Raw genomic sequence first — 18,085 nt, 5'->3', positions numbered from 1 at the left:
ACCGTCAGTGGTTGCCGACCGTTTCGGAGAGCCGTTTGATCGTCGCGACGCGCGCGCCGATGACGTCGATACGCCCGTGCTCGTCGACGAGCCGCGTCGACGCCGTCAGATACGCGCTCCACGCGCGTTGCGCGTGCACGAGCGTCGGCCGCGATTGCGCCGGCATCTTCGATTCGAGCACACGATAGTAGCGCTTCAGATCGAACATCGCGTGTTCGCAACGCGCGTCGGCGTTGCAGGCTCGCGGCCGGCGCGGCGCCGGACCGTTCGCATCGGCGAGCGCGCTGCGCAGCGCGAGCGCGCGGTCGCGCACCGGCTGCAGCTGCATGTCGGCTTCGGAAAGCACGTACATCGAACCTTGGGTCGTGGCGAAGACCGCGGCAAGCAACTGCTTCTCGGCATCGCGCGACGCGAGCCAGCTCGACTGGCTCCTTTCCCACAGCCTGCGCCGCGCGGGCGGCAGCTTCGCGAGCAACTGCTGGTACGCGTTGTCGACCGCGACCTTCCAGCCGATGCGCGCAGCGTCCATGCACTGCACCTGCCCCATCGTCGTCGACATGTCGGCGCGCGCGAGACATGCGCGCATCGACGCGTCGATCGGATCGGCGGCGGCCACCTCGGCATGCGCCGCCGGACTCGCGATGCCGCCGAACACCACCGTGCCGGCCGCCAGCGCGAAGACCAGCACGCCGGCCCCGCGCCGCCAGCGGCCGATCGCTGCCAGGCCCGGCAGAAACGTCACCCACCCCATCGTCAGATGCGCACGCAATCGACGAAGTATTCGATGCGCCCGTTGACCATTTCGCCGACGAGCCCGTGGATATCCGTATGGAAGCCCGGGAAGCGCTCGTTGAACTCGCGCGCGAAACGCAAATAGTTGACGATGGTCCTGTTGAAACGCTCGCCCGGAATCAGCAGCGGAATGCCCGGCGGATACGGCGTCAACAGGATCGACGTAACACGGCCTTCGAGCTCGTCGATCGGTACCCGATCGATCTCGCGGTGCGCGAGCTTCGCGAACGCGTCGGACGGCTTCATCGCCGGCTCCATGCTCGACAGGTACATCTCGGTCGTCAGACGCGCGATGTCGTTCGCGCGATACACGCTGTGGATCTGCTGGCACAGGTCGCGCAGGCCGACACGCTCGTACATCGGATGATGCTGCACGAACTCGGGCAGCACACGCCACAGCGGCTGGTTGTTGTCGTAGTCGTCCTTGAACTGCTGCAGCTCGGTCACCATCGAGTTCCAGCGGCCCTTCGTGATGCCGATCGTAAACATGATGAAGAACGAGTACAGGCCCGTCTTCTCGACGATGATGCCGTGCTCGGCCAGGTACTTCGTGACGATCGCGGCCGGAATGCCGGTTTCGCCGAAGCCGCCGTCCATGTCGAGACCCGGCGTGACGATCGTCGCCTTGATCGGGTCGAGCATGTTGAAGCCTTCGGCGAGAGGACCGAAGCCGTGCCACGCGTCGTTGGGACGCAGCATCCAGTCGTCGCGCGAGCCGATGCCTTCCTCGGCGAACTGGTCCGGGCCCCACACCTTGAAGAACCAGTCGTCGCCGTATTCGGTGTCGACCTTGGTCATCGCGCGGCGGAAGTCGAGCGCTTCAGCGATCGACTCCTCGACGAGCGCGGTGCCGCCCGGCGCTTCCATCATCGCCGCGGCCACGTCGCACGACGCGATGATCGCGTACTGCGGGCTCGTCGACGTATGCATCAGATACGCCTCGTTGAAGCGATGCTTGTCGAAGCGGCTGTTCTTCGAATCCTGCACGACGATCTGCGACGCCTGCGAGATGCCGGCGAGCAGCTTGTGCGTGGAGTGCGTCGCGTACACCATCGCGCCGATGCGCGGACGGCCTGCGCCGATGGCGTGCATGTCCTGATAGAACTCGTGGAATTCAGCGTGCGGCAGCCACGCTTCGTCGAAGTGCAGCGTGTCGAGCCATTCGCCCAACATCTCCTTGATCATCTCGACGTTGTAGATCACGCCGTCGTAGGTGCTTTGCGTGATCGTCAGAATGCGCGGCTTCAGGTTCGGGTTCTTCGCGAGCGCTTCGCGCGCGAACGGGTTCGCCTCGATCTTCTTGCGGATGTTCTCCGGTTCGAACTCGCTGCGCGGAATCGGGCCGATGATGCCGAAGTTGTTGCGGGTCGGCGTCAGGAACACCGGGATCGCGCCGGTCATCGTGATCGCGTGCAGGATCGACTTGTGGCAGTTGCGGTCGACCAGCACGATGTCGCCCGGCGCCACCGTGCCGTGCCAGACGATCTTGTTCGAGGTGGAAGTGCCGTTGGTCACGAAGAACACGTGGTCGGCGCTGAAGATGCGCGCGGCGTTGCGCTCCGAGGCCGCGACCGGACCGGTATGGTCGAGCAGCTGGCCCAGTTCGTCGACCGCGTTGCAGACGTCGGCGCGCAGCATGTTCTCGCCGAAGAACTGGTGGAACATCTGGCCGAGCGGGCTCTTCAGGAACGCGACGCCGCCCGAGTGACCCGGGCAGTGCCACGAGTACGAACCTTCTTCCGCGTACTGCACCAGTTCCTTGAAGAACGGCGGCGCCAGCGAGTCGAGATACACCTTCGCCTCGCGGATGATATGGCGCGCGACGAACTCCGGCGTGTCCTCGAACATATGGATGAAGCCGTGCAGCTCGCGCAGGATGTCGTTCGGCAGATGGCGCGAAGTGCGCGTTTCGCCGTACAGGAAGATCGGAATATCGGCGTTGCGGCGGCGCACTTCGGTCACGAACGCGCGCAGCGCGACGATCGCGGCGGCAAGCTCGGGCGTCTCGCCTTCGACGACCACGTTATCGACGTACGGCAGCAGCTCATCGTCGTCGATCGACAGGATGAAGCACGACGCGCGGCTCGACTGCTGCGCGAACGAGGTCAGATCGCCGTAGCTCGTCAACCCGAGCACTTCCGCGCCTTCTTTCTCGATGGCTTCGGCCAAAGCCCGGATGCCGGAACCCGAGATGTTCTCGGAGCGGAAATCTTCGTCGATGATGACGACGGGGAAACGGAACTTCATGGGCGATTCTCCAAAAAGAAAACGACCGCTGCGTTACGTAAAAAGCGCAGCGGTCACCCGAATAACTGGTGGGTCAAGACGCTGCCGGCGTCACGTTTTCGGCAATGTGACGCCGTGCTGACCTTGATACTTGCCGCCGCGATCCGCGTACGACGTTTCACAAATCTCGTCGCTTTCGAAAAACAGCACCTGGGCGACGCCTTCGTTCGCGTAAATTTTCGCAGGCAAAGGTGTCGTATTCGAGAATTCGAGCGTGACGTGGCCTTCCCATTCCGGCTCGAACGGCGTCACGTTGACGATGATCCCGCAGCGCGCGTAGGTCGATTTGCCGAGGCACACGGTCAGCACGCTGCGCGGAATACGGAAATACTCGACCGTGCGCGCGAGCGCGAACGAGTTCGGCGGGATGATGCAGACGTCGCCCTTGAAATCGACAAACGACTTCTCGTCGAAGTTCTTCGGATCGACGATCGTCGAGTTGATGTTGGTGAAGATCTTGAATTCGTCGGCGCAGCGGATGTCGTAGCCGTAGCTCGAGGTGCCGTAGCTGACAATCTTCCGGCCGTCTTCGGAGACGCGAACCTGATCGGGCGCAAACGGCTCGATCATCTTGTGCGACTCGGCCATGCGCCGGATCCACTTGTCAGATTTGATGGTCATAGGTGAGAGCTGCTCGACGTGAATATCAGGTGTGACGAAAGATAAATGAAAACGGCCGGCGGCGGCGCCCAGCCGGCAAAGGCCGCTTATTTTACGCGATCACGGAGACGCTGCCGCAGATGGCGCGAGGCGCGCCCGATGAAGGGGGTCCGCCGACTGGCACGACGCCGTTGCGGGGCGGGCGCGGCGAAAGCGCGCTCGCGCTTCACTGCTGGCGAATCACGCCGCAGGCGATCGCCGCGCCCGCGCCATGCTGAGGGTAAGCGTAGGGATCGGTCGCATCGCGGTGGAGCAGTACCGCGCGCTGCAGCACCGAGCGGATGCCGTCGAGCGACACGTCCGGCGCGACGATGAAGCCGGTGGCCACGCCGTTCGCGTCCGCATGGATGTTGCCGAGATCGCCCTCGACGCGCGCGCCGGCCTTGAGCCGTTCGGCCGCCGGCGAAAACACCGGACCGGCGCTGGAGCCGTCGGCGGCGTTGCAGTCGCCGCGCTCGTGCACCTGCAGCGCGTGGTCGCTATTGGGCGGCAAGCCCGTGAGATTGTAGGTGACCTGGACGCCGTCCGAGCGCTCGATAAAGGTCACGAGACCGTGCGCCTGATTGCCCACGGTGGGCAGCAGTTGCGCGTCGGCGCGCTTTTCCTGTGGTCTCAGGAATACGCCACAGCCGCTCAACAGCACACAGCCGGCAGTCAGGACGATGAACGCATGTACCGCGTGCCCGTCGATTCGTTTTCCCATGCGATCCTCTTGTCGGCCTGGCGGCTGCCCCTGCGGCCGCCGAGCCGAACTCGTGAAGTCGACATGATACCGCGAGAGTTCGTGAAAATAGGGATCGAGATCACCCCTAATCCCTCGCCCGAACGGCCGCTCAGGTGTTCTGTACGACGATGTTCGGAAACTTCGAGCTCATGTCGCGCGCGCGTTCGGCGATATGCACCGCGACCTTGCGCGCGATCGAGCGATAGAGCTCCGCAATGCGCCCGTTCGGGTCCGCGACGACCGTGGGACGGCCCGAGTCGGCCTGCTCGCGGATCGTGATGTCGAGCGGCAGGCTGCCGAGCACCTCGACGCCATACTCCTTGCCCATGCGCTCGCCGCCGCCGGCGCCGAAGATGTGCTCCTCGTGCCCGCAATTCGAACAGATGTGCAGGCCCATGTTCTCGACGATGCCGAGAATCGGGATGCCGACCTTCTCGAACATCTTGAGGCCCTTCTTCGCGTCGAGCAGCGCGATGTCCTGCGGCGTCGTGACGATCACGGCGCCCGTAACCGGCACGCGCTGCGCGAGCGTCAGCTGGATGTCGCCGGTGCCCGGCGGCATGTCGACGATCAGATAGTCGAGTTCGTGCCAGTTGGTCTGGCGCAGCAGCTGTTCGAGCGCCGAGGTCGCCATCGGGCCGCGCCACACCATCGGGTTGTCCGCCTCGATCAGGAAACCTATCGAGCTGGCCTGCACGCCGTGGCCGGTCATCGGGTTCATCGATTTGTCGTCGGGCGATTCGGGACGACCCTCGATGCCGAGCATGGTGGGCAGCGACGGGCCGTAGATGTCGGCGTCGAGAATGCCGACCGCCGCGCCCTCGCTCGCGAGCGCGAGCGCGAGATTCACGGCGGTCGTGCTCTTGCCGACGCCGCCCTTGCCCGAGGCAACCGCGACGATGTTCTTCACGCCGGGCAGCAGTTTCACGCCGCGCTGCACGGTGTGTGCGGCAATCTGTTGCGAAACCTCGACGCGCACGTTCGCGACGCCCGGCACCGCGCGCAACGCGTCGGCGAAGCGCTGGCGGATCGCGTCGAACTGGCTTTTCGCCGGGTAGCCGAGCGTCACCTGAAGGTTGACCGCGTCGCCCTCCACAACCACGTTGCGGATGCTCTTCGCGGCCGCGTACGGCGCGCCCGTGTTGGGGTCAGTGACGGCCGCGACGGCGGCGTCGACCAAAGCCCGATCGATACTCATTGATACTCCGTGGGGAAGAGGTGCGGCGCGGCGAGATGGACCGATCGGCCACGCGGCGGAATTTGCAAGAAATTGTTATGTGGCATTGCGAAAATCGAACGTGCCGGGCACCCTTCGGGGCACGCGGGACGCCGTAGGGTCGCATCACTGTGTGTTTCAGGCACTATTGTAGTGTCTGACGGCACACGGTGCCCTAAGACCCTTCTTCGCTGTAGGACCGCGCGAAGCAAGGCGCAGGAATCGTTCCCGAACTTTCTGAGTGGTCGGTGCATTGCCGTAATGTTCGCTGCATAGACTGACCGCTACCCGCTAGCTCATTCGCACTCGAAAGGAAACCAAAATGAATGCAAGAATCATGACTCGCGTGGCCGTATTCGCCGTGGCCGGCTCGCTGGTGGCAGGCTGCGCAACCCAACAGGGCACCAACACAGCAGTCGGCACCGGCGTGGGCGCTGGTGCCGGCGCGGCGATCGGCGCGATCTTCGGCGGCGGCAAGGGCGCGGCGATCGGCGCGGCCACCGGCGCCGCGGTGGGCGGCATCACCGGCTACAACTGGGACAACATCCGCAACCGCATGTCGGGCGCGACCAAGGGCACCGGCACGCAGATCACCGAGCAACCTGACGGCTCGCTCAAGCTGAACATCCCGAGTTCGGTCACGTTCGACACCAGCAGCTACGCGATCAAGCCGTCGTTCGCACCGGTGCTCGACCAGCTCGCGCAGACGCTGCAGCAGAATCCGGAAGTCGTCGCGTCGGTCGTCGGCCATACGGACAGCACCGGCTCGCTGCAATACAACCAGACGCTGTCGGTCAATCGCGCGCAGAGCGTGACCGGCTATCTGGCGCAACACGGCATCGCGCCGCAGCGCCTGTCGGCCACCGGCATGGGCCCGAACCAGCCGATCGCCGACAACAACACCGAAGCCGGCCGTGCGGCCAACCGTCGCGTCGAAATCTATCTGCGCGCCACGGCCCAGCACGCGACCCAATAAGGGCAAGTCTCAAGGAGAAGGCGCCGCCGGGCCGGCCGGGCTTCAGCCGCACGCGCCCGGCTTGCGGGCGGGACGAGCCGCCGGACCGGTTTGTCGACGGATCGAAAAAATTTCGAACTCTGCGGAAAATCCGCGGTCTGTCTTTACGGTACGTGGCTGGCGAAGCCATCACGTCACCATTCTCCTCTTGTCGTTGTTGCTCCGGGGTTTATCGACCCCGGTTTTTTTTGCCCGCGCGGTTTTGCACCCCGCTTCGCCAGGCATCGTTCCTGGCGGTCCCCCACCGCAGCGCCCGCCCCCATCCCCCTCTGTTCCGCGCGTCCAGCCCGCCGCGCCCGGTCCGCGTGCGGCGTGCGCCCTGCTAAAATCACCGTTTCGTCCCACCGCAGGCACCCCCGATCCTTATGTCAGCACCCGCCACCGACCTCCCAGCAGGCGCGCCGCCCGGCCGCCGTCAGATTCTCGTCACGTCGGCCCTTCCTTATGCGAACGGGCAGATTCATATCGGCCATCTGGTCGAATATATCCAGACGGACATCTGGGTCCGGGCGCTGCGAATGCACGGCCACGAGGTCTACTACGTCGGCGCAGACGACACGCACGGCACGCCGGTGATGCTGCGCGCGGAACAGGAAGGTCTGACGCCGAAACAGCTGATCGATCGCGTCTGGCTCGAACACAAGCGCGACTTCGACAGCTTCGGCATTTCGTTCGACAACTACTACTCGACGGACTCCGACGAAAACCGCGTGCTCAGCGAAAACGTCTACCTCGCGCTGAAGGAAGCGGGGCTGATCGACGCGCGCGAGATCGAACAGGCGTACGACCCGGTCAAGGAAATGTTCCTGCCGGACCGCTTCATCAAGGGCGAGTGCCCCAAATGCGGCGCCAAAGACCAATACGGCGACAGCTGCGAGGTCTGCGGCTCGACCTACCAGCCCACCGAGCTCGTCAATCCGTACTCGGTCGTCTCGGGCGCGACGCCGATTCGCAAGACCTCGACGCACTACTTCTTCCGCCTGTCCGATCCGCGCTGCGAGAACTTCCTGCGCGCCTGGGTCGGCGGCCTCGCGCAGCCGGAAGCGACCAACAAGATGCGCGAATGGCTCGGCGACGCCGGCGAAGCCAAGCTCGCCGACTGGGACATCTCGCGCGACGCACCGTACTTCGGCTTCGAGATTCCGGGCGCGCCCGGTAAGTATTTCTACGTGTGGCTCGACGCGCCGGTCGGCTACTACGCAAGCTTCAGGAACCTCGCCGAAAAGCGCGGCCTCGACTTCGACGCGTGGGTCCGCAAGGGCTCGACGGCCGAGCAGTACCACTTCATCGGCAAGGACATCCTGTATTTCCACACGCTGTTCTGGCCCGCGATGCTCGAGTTCTCGGGCCATCGCACGCCGACCAACGTGTTCGCGCACGGCTTTTTGACCGTCGACGGCGCGAAGATGTCGAAGTCGCGCGGCACCTTCATCACCGCGCAAAGCGTGATCGACACCGGCCTGAATCCGGAATGGCTGCGCTACTACTTCGCGGCCAAGCTGAACAGCACGATGGAAGACCTCGACCTGAATCTCGACGACTTCCAGGCGCGCGTGAACAGCGATCTGGTCGGCAAATACGTGAACATCGCGAGCCGCGCGGCCGGCTTCCTGATCAAGCGCTTCGACGGCCGCGTGCAGGACAGCGCGATGCATCATCCGCTGCTCGGCACGCTGCGCGCAGCGCTGCCGCAGATCGCCGCGCACTACGAGGCGCGCGAGTACAGCCGCGCGCTGCGTCAGACCATGGAGCTCGCCGACTCGGTCAACGCCTACGTCGATACCGCCAAGCCCTGGGATCAGGCGAAAGACCCGGCCAACGCGGTCGCGCTGCACGAGACCTGCAGCGTCAGCATCGAGGCGTTCCGTCTGCTGTCGCTGGCCCTGAAGCCGGTGCTGCCGAAGCTCGCCGAAGCGGTCGAGGCTTTCCTCGGCATCGAGCCGCTCGTGTGGGCCGACGCCACCGTGCCGCTCAGCTCGGCGCGCCCGATCAACGCGTACAAGCATCTGATGACGCGCGTCGATCCGAAGCAGATCGAGGCGCTGCTCGCGGCCAATCGCGACTCGCTGCAGGCCACGCCGGAAGCGGCGCCGGCCGACGCGAAGGCCAAGGCGAAGGCCCACGCCAAGGCCGTCGCCGCGAAGGAAGAAGAGGCCGGCATCATCACGATCGACGACTTCGCGAAGGTCGATCTGCGCATCGCGAAGATCGTCGACTGCAAGGCGGTGGAAGGCTCGGACAAGCTGCTGCAACTGACGCTCGACGTCGGCGAAGAGAAGACCCGCAACGTGTTCTCGGGCATCAAGTCCGCGTATCAGCCGGAGCAGCTGATCGGCAAGCTGACCGTGATGGTCGCGAACCTGGCGCCGCGCAAGATGAAGTTCGGCATGTCCGAGGGCATGGTGCTGGCGGCATCGGCGGCGGACGAGAAGGCCGAACCGGGCCTCTACGTGCTCGAGCCGCATAGCGGCGCGAAGCCCGGCATGCGCGTGAAGTAACGCGCGGCGCCTTCGGGCGCCTCGCCCCACCTCGCCGCAGGCAGGTATGACGAAAACGGCACGCTTCCAGGCGTGCCGTTTTTTTATGTTGCCCGCGTCACCACGAGATCCGGTCGAAGCGCCGCGTGTACAGCACGTCGGCGCCATAGAACGTGCCGCCATACACGACCAGCGACCAGTATCGCGTCAGATTGATCGTCGCCTTGATCGCATTGCTCGCCGACTGCAACCCCTGCTCGTAGCCGATCACGAGCCGCTCGTTGATCGCCTTCGACACCATCACGACTTGCGGATCGGTCAGGCCGACGTCGCTGCGGCCGATCGAAAACTCGTCGAGCCCGACGGTCTGCGCGATCCGCTGACCCGTCGCGCTGCCGAGCAGCGCGAGCGCGGTCGTCATCGTGCTCTGCTGGCCGAGGTTATTGCCCTGGTCGGTGCCGTGGCCGAACAGCAGCCACGACAGTTTTTCGTTGTCCGACACGCTTGGCTCCGACACGAGCCGCGCGACCGGCGCCTGCAGCGTGCCCGTTACCTGTACGCCGGCCTCGACCTGCTGGTTGCGGCGCATCGCGAGAATGTTGATGCCCGGATTCGTGACTGGCCCGTTGAACGTGAAGAAGCCGTTCTCGATCGCGAGCTTGCGGCCGAATGCGGTGTAGGTCGATCCCGGCGTGACGCGCACGTTGCCGACCGCGCGCAGCGGCGTATTCGGCGCGCTCGTCGCGGTGATCGTGCCGGCGAGGCCGAGATCGGCGCCCTTCCCACGGAAGCGGAAGTCGTTGCCGAGGCCGATCTCGATGTTCGCGCGAGGCGCGAACGGGCTCGCCGGCGGCTGGCCGCCTTCGCTCGGACGCGGCCGGCCGCCCGAGCGCGTGCCGTCCGGGCGGATGATCACGACGTCGTCGCCTAGGCTCGGCGCGGCCTGCTCGGGCAGATCGAACCGCGCGCTGTCGACCACGAACTTGCCGTCGATCACAGGGCCGCGCTCCACGCCGCCGTTCGAGATGTTCGCACTGCCCGACAGCGACAGATGGCGGTCCGGCGACGCGAACACATCGAGCTTGTCCGCGACGATGCTCGCGGTCATGTCGGGCTCCGGGCTGTCGAGACGCACGCGCCCAGTCGCGCGCAGCGTGCCGCTCGCGCCGTGGAACTCGACCTGCTGGAAGTCCACCATGTTCTGCGACAGCGCGATGCGCACGACCCCGTCCTTCAGTTGCACGCCCTGGCTCACGACCGTCGCGGACAGACCGTCGCCGGTCAGCGAGCCGGTCACGTTCGGTTTCGCGACCGTGCCGCCGAGCGCGAGCTTCAGCGCGAGATGGCCGTCGAGCAGATAGCTGGGGCCGAGCAGGCCGCCCGTCGTGCGCAGCGACGGCACGTTCGCGTTCACGTTGCCCGACAGCGCGCTTTGCGGATCGACGCTCAACATGCCGTCGCGCAGCACGAGCGGCGTGTGCGCGTCGGCATCGATCACGCCGACGCGGCTCGCCTGCGCATGCACGGTCGCATTGAGCCGGTTGCCGCCGGTGAATTCGGCGCGCGCTCGGATGTCGCCAATGCCCATCGACGAGAGCCCGCGGCCGATCTCGACCGTCACGTCGCCGCTGCGCCGGCGCAGCTCGATGTGGCCGCTCGCCGTCGCGCCGAGCGAGAAGTCCCAGTCGCCGTCGAACACGAGGTCGGTGTGCACGGCGGGCGGCTCGCCGGTGATCTGGTGACGCAGCTCCTGCAAGTGCGCGAGCGACACATCGGTCAGGCTGCCGGCCGACTGGATGCGGCCGTGATCGAACGCGAATGACTTCAGGGTCAGCACCGAGCCTTCGATCGTCAGGCGCGTTGCGCCAAGCGTGAGGTGCCCCGGCCCGACGCTGAGCGCGAGCGGCGATTCGAGATTGAGCGCCGGCGTGCCGCGATTTTGCAGACGCGTGACGGTGCCGTCCCAGCGCGAGCCGTCGCGCGTGTCGGTCAGCTTGCCGTTGGCGGCGAGCGTCAGATCGAGCGGTCGGTCCTGCAGCTTGCCGGTCGCGGCGGCTTCGAGCGTGTGGTTCGCGCGTGTGCCGGACAGGCGGGCGGTCAGCGTGGCGAGGTCGACGCCGCCCGCGTTGACGTTGCGCGCGTCGGTCGTGAACGCGAGCGCGCCGTTCGCGCCGTCGCGCAACTCGGCGTGGCCTTCCGCATGGCCGATGCGGTTGCTCGCGAACACGACGCTGTCGGCCTTGTAATTCAGCGTGACGTTCGGATGCGCGAACGAGCCGGTAACGTCGCCGTCCGCGGCGACCGCGCCCGCGAGGCCGAAGCCGAGCCGATCGAGCTGCGGCGCGTCGATGCCGAAGCGCAGCCGGTCGCCGGCCGCGCCGAAGCTGCCTTGCAGATTCACCCGGTTGCCCGCCACCGAAAGATTCGCGTGGCTCGGCAGGATTCGCGAGCCGGCCAGCTGGATCATGCCGCCGCCCGTGAGCGGCAGGTCGTTGTAGACGCTCGGACCGAGCGTGAATTCGGCGCGCGTCGTGAAGACCGGCGCGAGCACACCTGCTGCCGTGACCGTGGCGTTCACGCGCGCCTCGATCCTGCGCGCTGGCGGACCTGCATGGGCGGCCGCGCGTGGCGCATGGCCCGCGCGATGCGCGGGCGGTGGCGTCCCGCGCTCGAGCACTTCGGTCTGCACCGCGGCCTGCGCTGTGTTCTTCGCGATGGCGGCGGCCTGATCGCCGGACGCCGCGCTCTTCGCGCCGGCGGTGCTGTCCACGAGCGCCGCGGCTTGCGCTTGCCGCTCGCGTTGCGCGCCGCTCGCGGCGGACGCGCCGGATGTCGTGACAGGCGTGCGGGCGGGCATCTGCGAGGTCAGCGACAGCGGATCGAAATCGGTCAGTTGCGCCTTCAGGTTGTAGGTCGAGTTCTCATCGTGCTTCAGCGCGCCCGATAGATCGATGCGGCCACGGCCCGACGTGACACGCACGTCGTTGAAGCTGATGCGTGCGGGGTCGAACGTAATCTTGCCCTGGGCGCGCAGCGCGGCGGCGGGGTCGGCGAGATCGAGCGTCAGGGTCTGGATGTCGTCGTTCAGGCGGATGCCGATCGGGCCGGACAGCTGCGTCGGCCGCAGGGTCGCCTGCAGCGCGTTCAGGTCGAGCCGCGCGACGCTCAGATCGAGCCGGCCGTGCCGGCCGCTCAGCGCACCGCCGCCGGTGAGCGTCGCGTTGCGCACGAGCCGCACGTTCAGGTTCGAGATGCTCTGCGTGTGGGCGTCGAGGCGCACGTCGGCGTTCGCATCGATCAGCGGCAGCAGTTTCTGGTCGATTGCGCCGGGTTTCGCGTTGACGATCGAGACATGGCCGGCGACGGCGAAACCCGCCGCCGGTTGGGCCGGCGCGTGGTGGTCGCCGAAGATGTGGTGCGGATGGCTGGCGGCCGACGGTTTCGCCGCGCTGGCTGTGCCAGGGGCGGTCGCCGCGCCCTGCTCGACCGGCTGCAGCTCCGCGCGCACCGCCAGATCGGCCAGCGGCGCACCTGGCGCGAAAGCCTGCGGATTCACATGATCGAAGCTCAGCGTCGCGCGCTGCAACGGCACCGCGGCGAACGGCGCCGCTTCGACCCGCGCGTGGCCGGCAAGCTTCATGCCGCTCGCATCGAGCTCGGCGACGAGCTGCTCGAGCGTGCCGCTCACATGGCCGGCCACCTGCACCGCTTCATCGTTGACCTTGCCCGCATAACCGACTTCGCCGGTGAGCGGAAACGGCCGCACGCCATCGAGTTTCGCCGCTGCCGTCAGCGCCCCGAACGGCGTATCGAGCCGATCGATCACGGCCTCGTGATGACGCCCGTCGCTGCGCCCATGAAACGCGAAGCTGGACAGCTCCGTCGTCGACGCGCCCTGGTGCAGCAGCAGCCGCTCGACCCGCACGTCGCGGATCTCCAGCTGCATCGGTAGCTGCAGATCCTGCGGCAAGCTCAGCGGCTCACTGGTGCTCGCCGACGACGGGCCGACGCGCGCCTCGATCGTGCCGACGTGCAGGTAGTCGATCGTGAACCGCCACGGCTCGCGCGCGAGCGCCCAGCTGCCCGCGATGCGGTCGATTTCGATGTCGGTGCCGCTGCCGTCGAGGCTGCGCCAGCGCACGTCGCGCAGTTGCACGCCGCGCGCGAGCGTGCCGCCGTCGAGCGTGCCGGCGAGCCGGCCGCCGAGCAGCTTCACAGCCGCGTGCCACGCGTACGCGGTGCCGCGCTCGGTCGTCAGCGCCCCGTACAGCAGACCGACCGCGAGTGCGGCGAGCAGTACCAGCATGACCACCGTGCCCGCGACCGACTTCAGCAGCAGCCGGCCCCAGCGCCGCTTCGGCGGCGGCGTGTCGGGCGGCTGCTGCCCATCCGGCGGTCCTGGCGGCGTGGCGCCGGGCGGCTGCGCGGGGGGCGGGGCGGTGACGTCGGTGGTCATGCGTGAATACGGTGGCAAATAAGGTAGTGGGTTGTCGTCAAAACGTCAGAACGCGATGCCGAGCGTGATATACGGCCGCACCCGGTTATCGCGGATCCCGTAAGCGACATCGAGATTGACCGGGCCGACCGGGCTGCGCCAGCGCGCGCCGACGCCGGCGCCCGGATAGAAAACTTTTTCGCCCCAGGTGTCGGTCGCGGTGCCGATGTCGAAGAATACGGCCGCGCCCCAGTTGTGCGAGAACCAGTGCTGGTATTCGGCCGCGCTCGTCAGCAGGTACTTGGTCGGCAGGATCGAGCCGGCGACGTTGTTACCGATGCTCTGGAAGCCGTAGCCGCGCACCGAGTTCGAGCCGCCCGCGCGGAACAGCAGCGACGCCGGAATGCCGCTCGAGCTGCCGCTCGTGAATACGCCGCCGAGCTCGGCGCGGATCAGCACGATGTCGTCGACGCCGATCGGGAAATACTGCTGGCCGCGCGCGTAGCCGCGGATGAACGACTGGTCGGCGAGCAGACCTTTCACCGCGAAGCCCGCCTCGACGTGGATCAGGTTGCCGCGGCGCGGGAACAGCGGGTCGTCGGTGTCGCGCCGCGTCCACGACCACCCCGGCACCAGCGCGTGCGCGCGGCTCGGCGGCGCCGCGTTCTGGTCGAGCTGATCGTCGTAGAACAGCAGCGAATAGCTGTAGTCGAGGAACTGCGACGTGCGCGAGCGCTGCACGCCGCCGCGGATGCTGTAGATGCGCGTGTCGGAGACGTCGGTGGTCGTGTACGACGCGAGCGCGCTATTGGTCCACCCGTGCTGGCCCGGCGGCATCGACAGCTGGATCTGCCCGTATTGCTGCGTGTTGTCGGCGCGGCCCTCGACGGTGAACGGCCACGCCGCGCCGAACGTGTTCAGATACGTGTAGCCGCCCTGCACGAGCGGGCCGTTGTCGGTCGAATAGCCGACGCCGCCGCGGAAGCTGTTATACGGAAACTCCGACACCTTCACGTGCACCGGCGTGTCGAGCGGCTTGGCGGGGTTGTCGTCGAGGTCGATCGCGACGCTCGCGAAGTACGGCGTGTTCTGCAGTTGCCGCTGCAGTTCGGCGACAGTGCGCGTGTCGTAGATGTCGCCCGGCGAGATCGGATTGACGTTGTGGACGATGCGCTCCGGATAGCGCTTCATGCCCTGCACGTCGAGTTGGCCCATCGTGAAGGTCGGCCCGCTGTCGTAGATCACCGACAGCTTCGCCGTGTGCGTGCGCGGATCGATCAGCGCCTCCGAGTGGTAGATCTTCGCGGCGAGGTAGCGGCGCGATTGCAGCTCGTGCAGCGACGCGTTCTTCGCGTCGTCCCAGGCGCCCTGCGAGAACGGCTGGCCCTCGTGCAGCGAGAACGCGAAGCGCGTCGCGTTTTCGCGCGATGGGTCTTCGGTCAGCACCGCGCCGCGAAACGACAGATCGACCGACGTGACTTTGGTCTGCGGGCCCGGCTCCACGCGCACGGTGACCTGCCGCAGGTTGTCGACGGTGCGCACGTCGGTGCTGACGAGCGGCGAGAAATAGCCCTGCGTCGCGGCGAGATCGCGCACCTGCTGTGGCGTCGCGGTGATCAGGAACGAGAACTGGTCGTCGGTGATGTCGGGCCGCTTCGCGAAACGCGAGATATCGAGGTGCTGTTCGAGCAGCCGGCGCAGCGCGCGCGGCTCGGCGACCACCTCGACCTTGTAGCTCGGTGCCTTGCTCGCCGCGTGAGCCTTGCCCGCGGCGAGCAGCAACATCAGGAGGCCGAGGCCGATGGCGAGCGACGCACGCAGCCAGCACCGCGCGAGCGCCTCGCGCTCACGCGCGCGCCCGCGCGCCTGGCCGGTCTCGCCGCGCAACGCACGCGGCATGTCGATCGTACCTCCCGCCAAACAGGACCTCCGGCCTCAATGAGTGAATTCTCGCGCCCCGGCCGCGCATGCGATCGAGGCATGCTATTTGACCACAACGCGACCCCGATCGGCCTGTCTCGTACCCCTGGCGGAGCTCCGCGCTTCATCTCAAAAATGGGCGGCCCGCGGCGATTTTCGACCGCCCGCGACGCATGCGGTAAAATCGCGGACGACGGCGCCCTCCCCGCGGCACCGCGCAGCGGCCAGCCCGAGAGCCGCCACCCTACCCACCACGGACGTCGAGCCATGTATCAATCGGACATCACCCAGTTCCTGAACCAGCTCAAGCAACAGAAGCCCAATCTGGAGGCCGAGCAACGCAAAGGCCGCGCACTGCTGTGGGACAAACAGCCGATCGATCTGGAAGAGCGCGCCGAGCAGAAAACTTCGCGCGTGGAGCAGACGCCTTACTCGTACTACCAGAACTTCTAAGCTCCCCAGTCACGCCGACGATGAGTCACGCTGACGAGGTGCATGGTCCGCTTCACGGCCCGATACACGGCCCGATACACGGTCCAATACACGGCCCGGTTCACGGCCCAGCGCCGGCACCGTCCGACACCGCGCTTTCCGCGCCCGCCACCGATTCGACGCCCGACACGGTCGACGGCGTCGCGTTCGCGCGTCTGTACGGCGAGCCGCTGTTCAAGCTGCCGAACGACCTGTACATCCCTCCGGACGCGCTCGAGGTATTCCTCGAGACCTTCGAGGGGCCGCTCGACCTACTGCTGTACCTGATCCGCAAGCAGAACTTCAACGTGCTCGACATCCCGATGGCGGATGTCACCGTGCAATATCTCGGCTACGTCGAGCAACTGCGCAAGACCAATCTCGAACTCGCGTCCGAGTATCTGCTGATGGCCGCGATGCTGATCGAAATCAAGTCGCGCATGCTGCTGCCGGTCAAGAAGGCCGACACCGGCGAGGAAGCCGAAGACCCTCGCGCCGAACTGGTGCGCCGCCTGCTCGAATACGAACAGATGAAGCTCGCCGCGCAACGCATCGACCAGTTGCCGCAGCTTGGGCGCGATTTCCTGCGCGCCGAGGTCTACATCGAGCAGAGTGTCGCCCCGCGCTTCCCGGACGTGAACAGCGACGACCTGCGCGCCGCGTGGGCCGACGTGATCAAGCGCGCGAAGCTGGTCCAGCATCACAAGATTTCGCGCGAGGAGTTGTCGGTGCGCGAGCACATGAGCCTGATCCTGCGGCAGTTGCAAAATGCGCGCTTCATCGAGTTTTCCGATCTGTTCGACACGAGCCGCGGCGTGCCGGTCGTCATCGTGAATTTCATCGCCATGCTCGAGCTGTGCCGTGAATCGCTCGTCGAAATCACCCAGGCGGAGCCGTTCGCGCCGATTTACGTGCGACTGGCGTATCTACCGGCCTGAGCGCTGAATGACGGCCGCTTGACGGCCGGACCGCGGCCGGACCGTGGAAATCTCGCTACGAACACCGTCGCAGCGAAGCCTGGCGGGCCTCAGCGGGGAGTGCGCGGCAAGCTCGTCGCGCGCCACTCGGAAGTGCCGCCGCGTTTCGGTGCGTCCGCTGCCCAAATCCACTACAATCCGCGCTCCGAACCCGTCATTTGCCGGTGAGGCGATGAGCCGCGCGATTCCGCCAGGTGTCGCGCCAACCGGATCGCGCGCCGCGCGAGCCTATCCCTGTCCGATCATGAAAGTCATCAGCTCGATCCATGAATTGCGCGACCAGTTGCGCGGCCAGAATCGCACGGCCTTCGTGCCGACGATGGGCAACCTGCACGAGGGCCATCTGTCGCTGATGCGCCTCGCGCGCCAGCACGGCGACCCGGTCGTGGCGAGCATCTTCGTCAACCGCCTGCAGTTCGGCCCGAGCGAGGATTTCGACAAATATCCGCGCACGCTCGAAGCCGACATCGAGAAGCTGCAAAAGGAAGGGGTCTACGTGCTGTTCGCGCCGACCGAAAGGGACATGTATCCGGAGCCGCAGGAATACCGCGTGCATCCGCCGCACGATCTCGGCGACATCCTCGAGGGCGAATTTCGCCCCGGCTTCTTCCACGGTGTGTGCACGGTCGTGATGAAGCTGATGTCGTGCGTGCAGCCGCGCGTCGCGGTGTTCGGCAAGAAGGATTACCAGCAGCTGATGATCGTGCGCCAGATGTGCCACCAGTTCGCGCTGCCGACCGACATCGTCGCCGCCGAAACCGTGCGCGACACCGACGGCCTCGCGCTCAGCTCGCGCAACCGGTTCCTTTCAGCCGCCGAACGCGGCGAGGCGCCGATGCTGGCCGCCGAACTCAATCGGGTGCGCGACGCGGTGCTCGCGGGCGAGCGCGACTTCGCGAAACTCGAAGAGTCGGCCAAAGCGACGCTCGCGACGCGCGGCTGGAATCCCGATTACATCGCGATCCGCAAGCGCTCGAACCTGATCGCGCCCGGCGCGCAGGACGCCAACGCACCGCTCGTGGTGCTGGCCGCCGCGAAGCTCGGCGCGACCCGGCTCATCGACAACCTCGAAATCTGACGCCGCAACCGCCCGCGCGAACACAGTTACACTG

The 18,085-nt window shown here is 66.5% G+C and carries 12 protein-coding genes; 5 read left to right on the top strand and 7 right to left on the bottom strand.

The window, feature by feature from the left end; translation table 11 throughout:
• Window positions 1-4: 4 nt before the first annotated feature.
• The 5 genes from OKW27_RS32800 to apbC all read right to left on the bottom strand — a co-directional run bounded on the left by OKW27_RS32800 (window position 5) and on the right by apbC (window position 5,660).
• On the bottom strand, window positions 5-751 hold the full coding sequence (locus OKW27_RS32800) for a lysozyme inhibitor LprI family protein (protein ID WP_429336615.1): 747 nt from the start codon (window positions 749-751) through the stop codon (window positions 5-7).
• 2 nt (window positions 752-753) lie between these two features.
• On the bottom strand, window positions 754-3,039 hold the full coding sequence (locus OKW27_RS32795) for an arginine/lysine/ornithine decarboxylase (protein ID WP_018419715.1): 2,286 nt from the start codon (window positions 3,037-3,039) through the stop codon (window positions 754-756).
• Between the two features lie 90 nt (window positions 3,040-3,129).
• On the bottom strand, window positions 3,130-3,699 hold the full coding sequence (dcd, locus tag OKW27_RS32790; RefSeq protein WP_008924193.1) for a dCTP deaminase: 570 nt from the start codon (window positions 3,697-3,699) through the stop codon (window positions 3,130-3,132).
• A 205-nt stretch (window positions 3,700-3,904) separates the two neighbouring features.
• Window positions 3,905-4,441: a superoxide dismutase family protein gene (locus tag OKW27_RS32785; protein WP_090803451.1), complete on the bottom strand. Its 537-nt coding sequence runs from the start codon at window positions 4,439-4,441 to the stop codon at window positions 3,905-3,907.
• Between the two features lie 130 nt (window positions 4,442-4,571).
• Window positions 4,572-5,660, bottom strand: coding sequence for an iron-sulfur cluster carrier protein ApbC (gene apbC / locus OKW27_RS32780; protein WP_090803450.1), 1,089 nt, complete (start codon window positions 5,658-5,660; stop codon window positions 4,572-4,574).
• Between the two features lie 340 nt (window positions 5,661-6,000).
• Here apbC and OKW27_RS32775 point away from each other — a divergent pair, with 340 nt between their 5' ends.
• Complete coding sequence (locus tag OKW27_RS32775; protein ID WP_429335913.1) at window positions 6,001-6,654, top strand: OmpA family protein; 654 nt, start codon at window positions 6,001-6,003, stop codon at window positions 6,652-6,654.
• A 404-nt stretch (window positions 6,655-7,058) separates the two neighbouring features.
• A complete protein-coding gene (gene metG, locus OKW27_RS32770) occupies window positions 7,059-9,191 on the top strand; it encodes a methionine--tRNA ligase (protein WP_429335912.1) in 2,133 nt (710 codons plus the stop codon).
• Between the two features lie 97 nt (window positions 9,192-9,288).
• Here the strand turns inward: metG and OKW27_RS32765 are convergent, their stop codons facing one another.
• Together OKW27_RS32765 and OKW27_RS32760 are read right to left on the bottom strand one after the other, a co-directional pair.
• The gene (locus tag OKW27_RS32765) at window positions 9,289-13,626 is read right to left on the bottom strand and encodes a translocation/assembly module TamB domain-containing protein (protein WP_429335911.1); all 4,338 of its coding nucleotides are present in this window, start codon (window positions 13,624-13,626) and stop codon (window positions 9,289-9,291) included.
• A 45-nt stretch (window positions 13,627-13,671) separates the two neighbouring features.
• Window positions 13,672-15,525 (bottom strand): autotransporter assembly complex protein TamA, encoded by a 1,854-nt coding sequence (locus OKW27_RS32760; protein ID WP_429335910.1) that lies wholly within the window; start codon window positions 15,523-15,525, stop codon window positions 13,672-13,674.
• A gap of 267 nt (window positions 15,526-15,792) precedes the next feature.
• Between OKW27_RS32760 and OKW27_RS32755 the strand changes: the two genes are divergently transcribed.
• The 3 genes from OKW27_RS32755 (at window position 15,793) to panC (ending at window position 18,051) form a co-directional block, all read left to right on the top strand.
• Window positions 15,793-15,978 (top strand): DUF3460 family protein, encoded by a 186-nt coding sequence (locus tag OKW27_RS32755; protein ID WP_090803441.1) that lies wholly within the window; start codon window positions 15,793-15,795, stop codon window positions 15,976-15,978.
• 20 nt (window positions 15,979-15,998) lie between these two features.
• Window positions 15,999-16,934 carry a segregation and condensation protein A gene (locus OKW27_RS32750; protein ID WP_429335909.1) on the top strand — a complete coding sequence of 312 codons (936 nt, stop codon included), beginning with the start codon at window positions 15,999-16,001 and terminating at the stop codon, window positions 16,932-16,934.
• A gap of 283 nt (window positions 16,935-17,217) precedes the next feature.
• Window positions 17,218-18,051 (top strand): pantoate--beta-alanine ligase, encoded by an 834-nt coding sequence (gene panC, locus OKW27_RS32745; protein ID WP_429335908.1) that lies wholly within the window; start codon window positions 17,218-17,220, stop codon window positions 18,049-18,051.
• The last annotated feature ends 34 nt before the right edge of the window (window positions 18,052-18,085 follow it).

Origin of the sequence: Paraburkholderia sp. 35.1, assembly GCF_050436525.1 — a bacterium.
Lineage (GTDB): Bacteria > Pseudomonadota > Gammaproteobacteria > Burkholderiales > Burkholderiaceae > Paraburkholderia > Paraburkholderia tuberum.
Note: the sequence above shows the minus strand (reverse complement) of the source record. Positions and strands in the feature narration are given on the sequence as shown.

Coding starts and splice junctions, on each gene's coding strand:
- OKW27_RS32800 (WP_429336615.1), bottom strand. CDS start 751: ATGGGGTGGGTGACGTTTCTGCCGGGCCTGGCAGCGATCGGCCGCTGG.
- OKW27_RS32795 (WP_018419715.1), bottom strand. CDS start 3,039: ATGAAGTTCCGTTTCCCCGTCGTCATCATCGACGAAGATTTCCGCTCC.
- dcd (WP_008924193.1), bottom strand. CDS start 3,699: ATGACCATCAAATCTGACAAGTGGATCCGGCGCATGGCCGAGTCGCAC.
- OKW27_RS32785 (WP_090803451.1), bottom strand. CDS start 4,441: ATGGGAAAACGAATCGACGGGCACGCGGTACATGCGTTCATCGTCCTG.
- apbC (WP_090803450.1), bottom strand. CDS start 5,660: ATGAGTATCGATCGGGCTTTGGTCGACGCCGCCGTCGCGGCCGTCACT.
- OKW27_RS32775 (WP_429335913.1), top strand. CDS start 6,001: ATGAATGCAAGAATCATGACTCGCGTGGCCGTATTCGCCGTGGCCGGC.
- metG (WP_429335912.1), top strand. CDS start 7,059: ATGTCAGCACCCGCCACCGACCTCCCAGCAGGCGCGCCGCCCGGCCGC.
- OKW27_RS32765 (WP_429335911.1), bottom strand. CDS start 13,626: ATGACCACCGACGTCACCGCCCCGCCCCCCGCGCAGCCGCCCGGCGCC.
- OKW27_RS32755 (WP_090803441.1), top strand. CDS start 15,793: ATGTATCAATCGGACATCACCCAGTTCCTGAACCAGCTCAAGCAACAG.
- OKW27_RS32750 (WP_429335909.1), top strand. CDS start 15,999: ATGAGTCACGCTGACGAGGTGCATGGTCCGCTTCACGGCCCGATACAC.
- panC (WP_429335908.1), top strand. CDS start 17,218: ATGAAAGTCATCAGCTCGATCCATGAATTGCGCGACCAGTTGCGCGGC.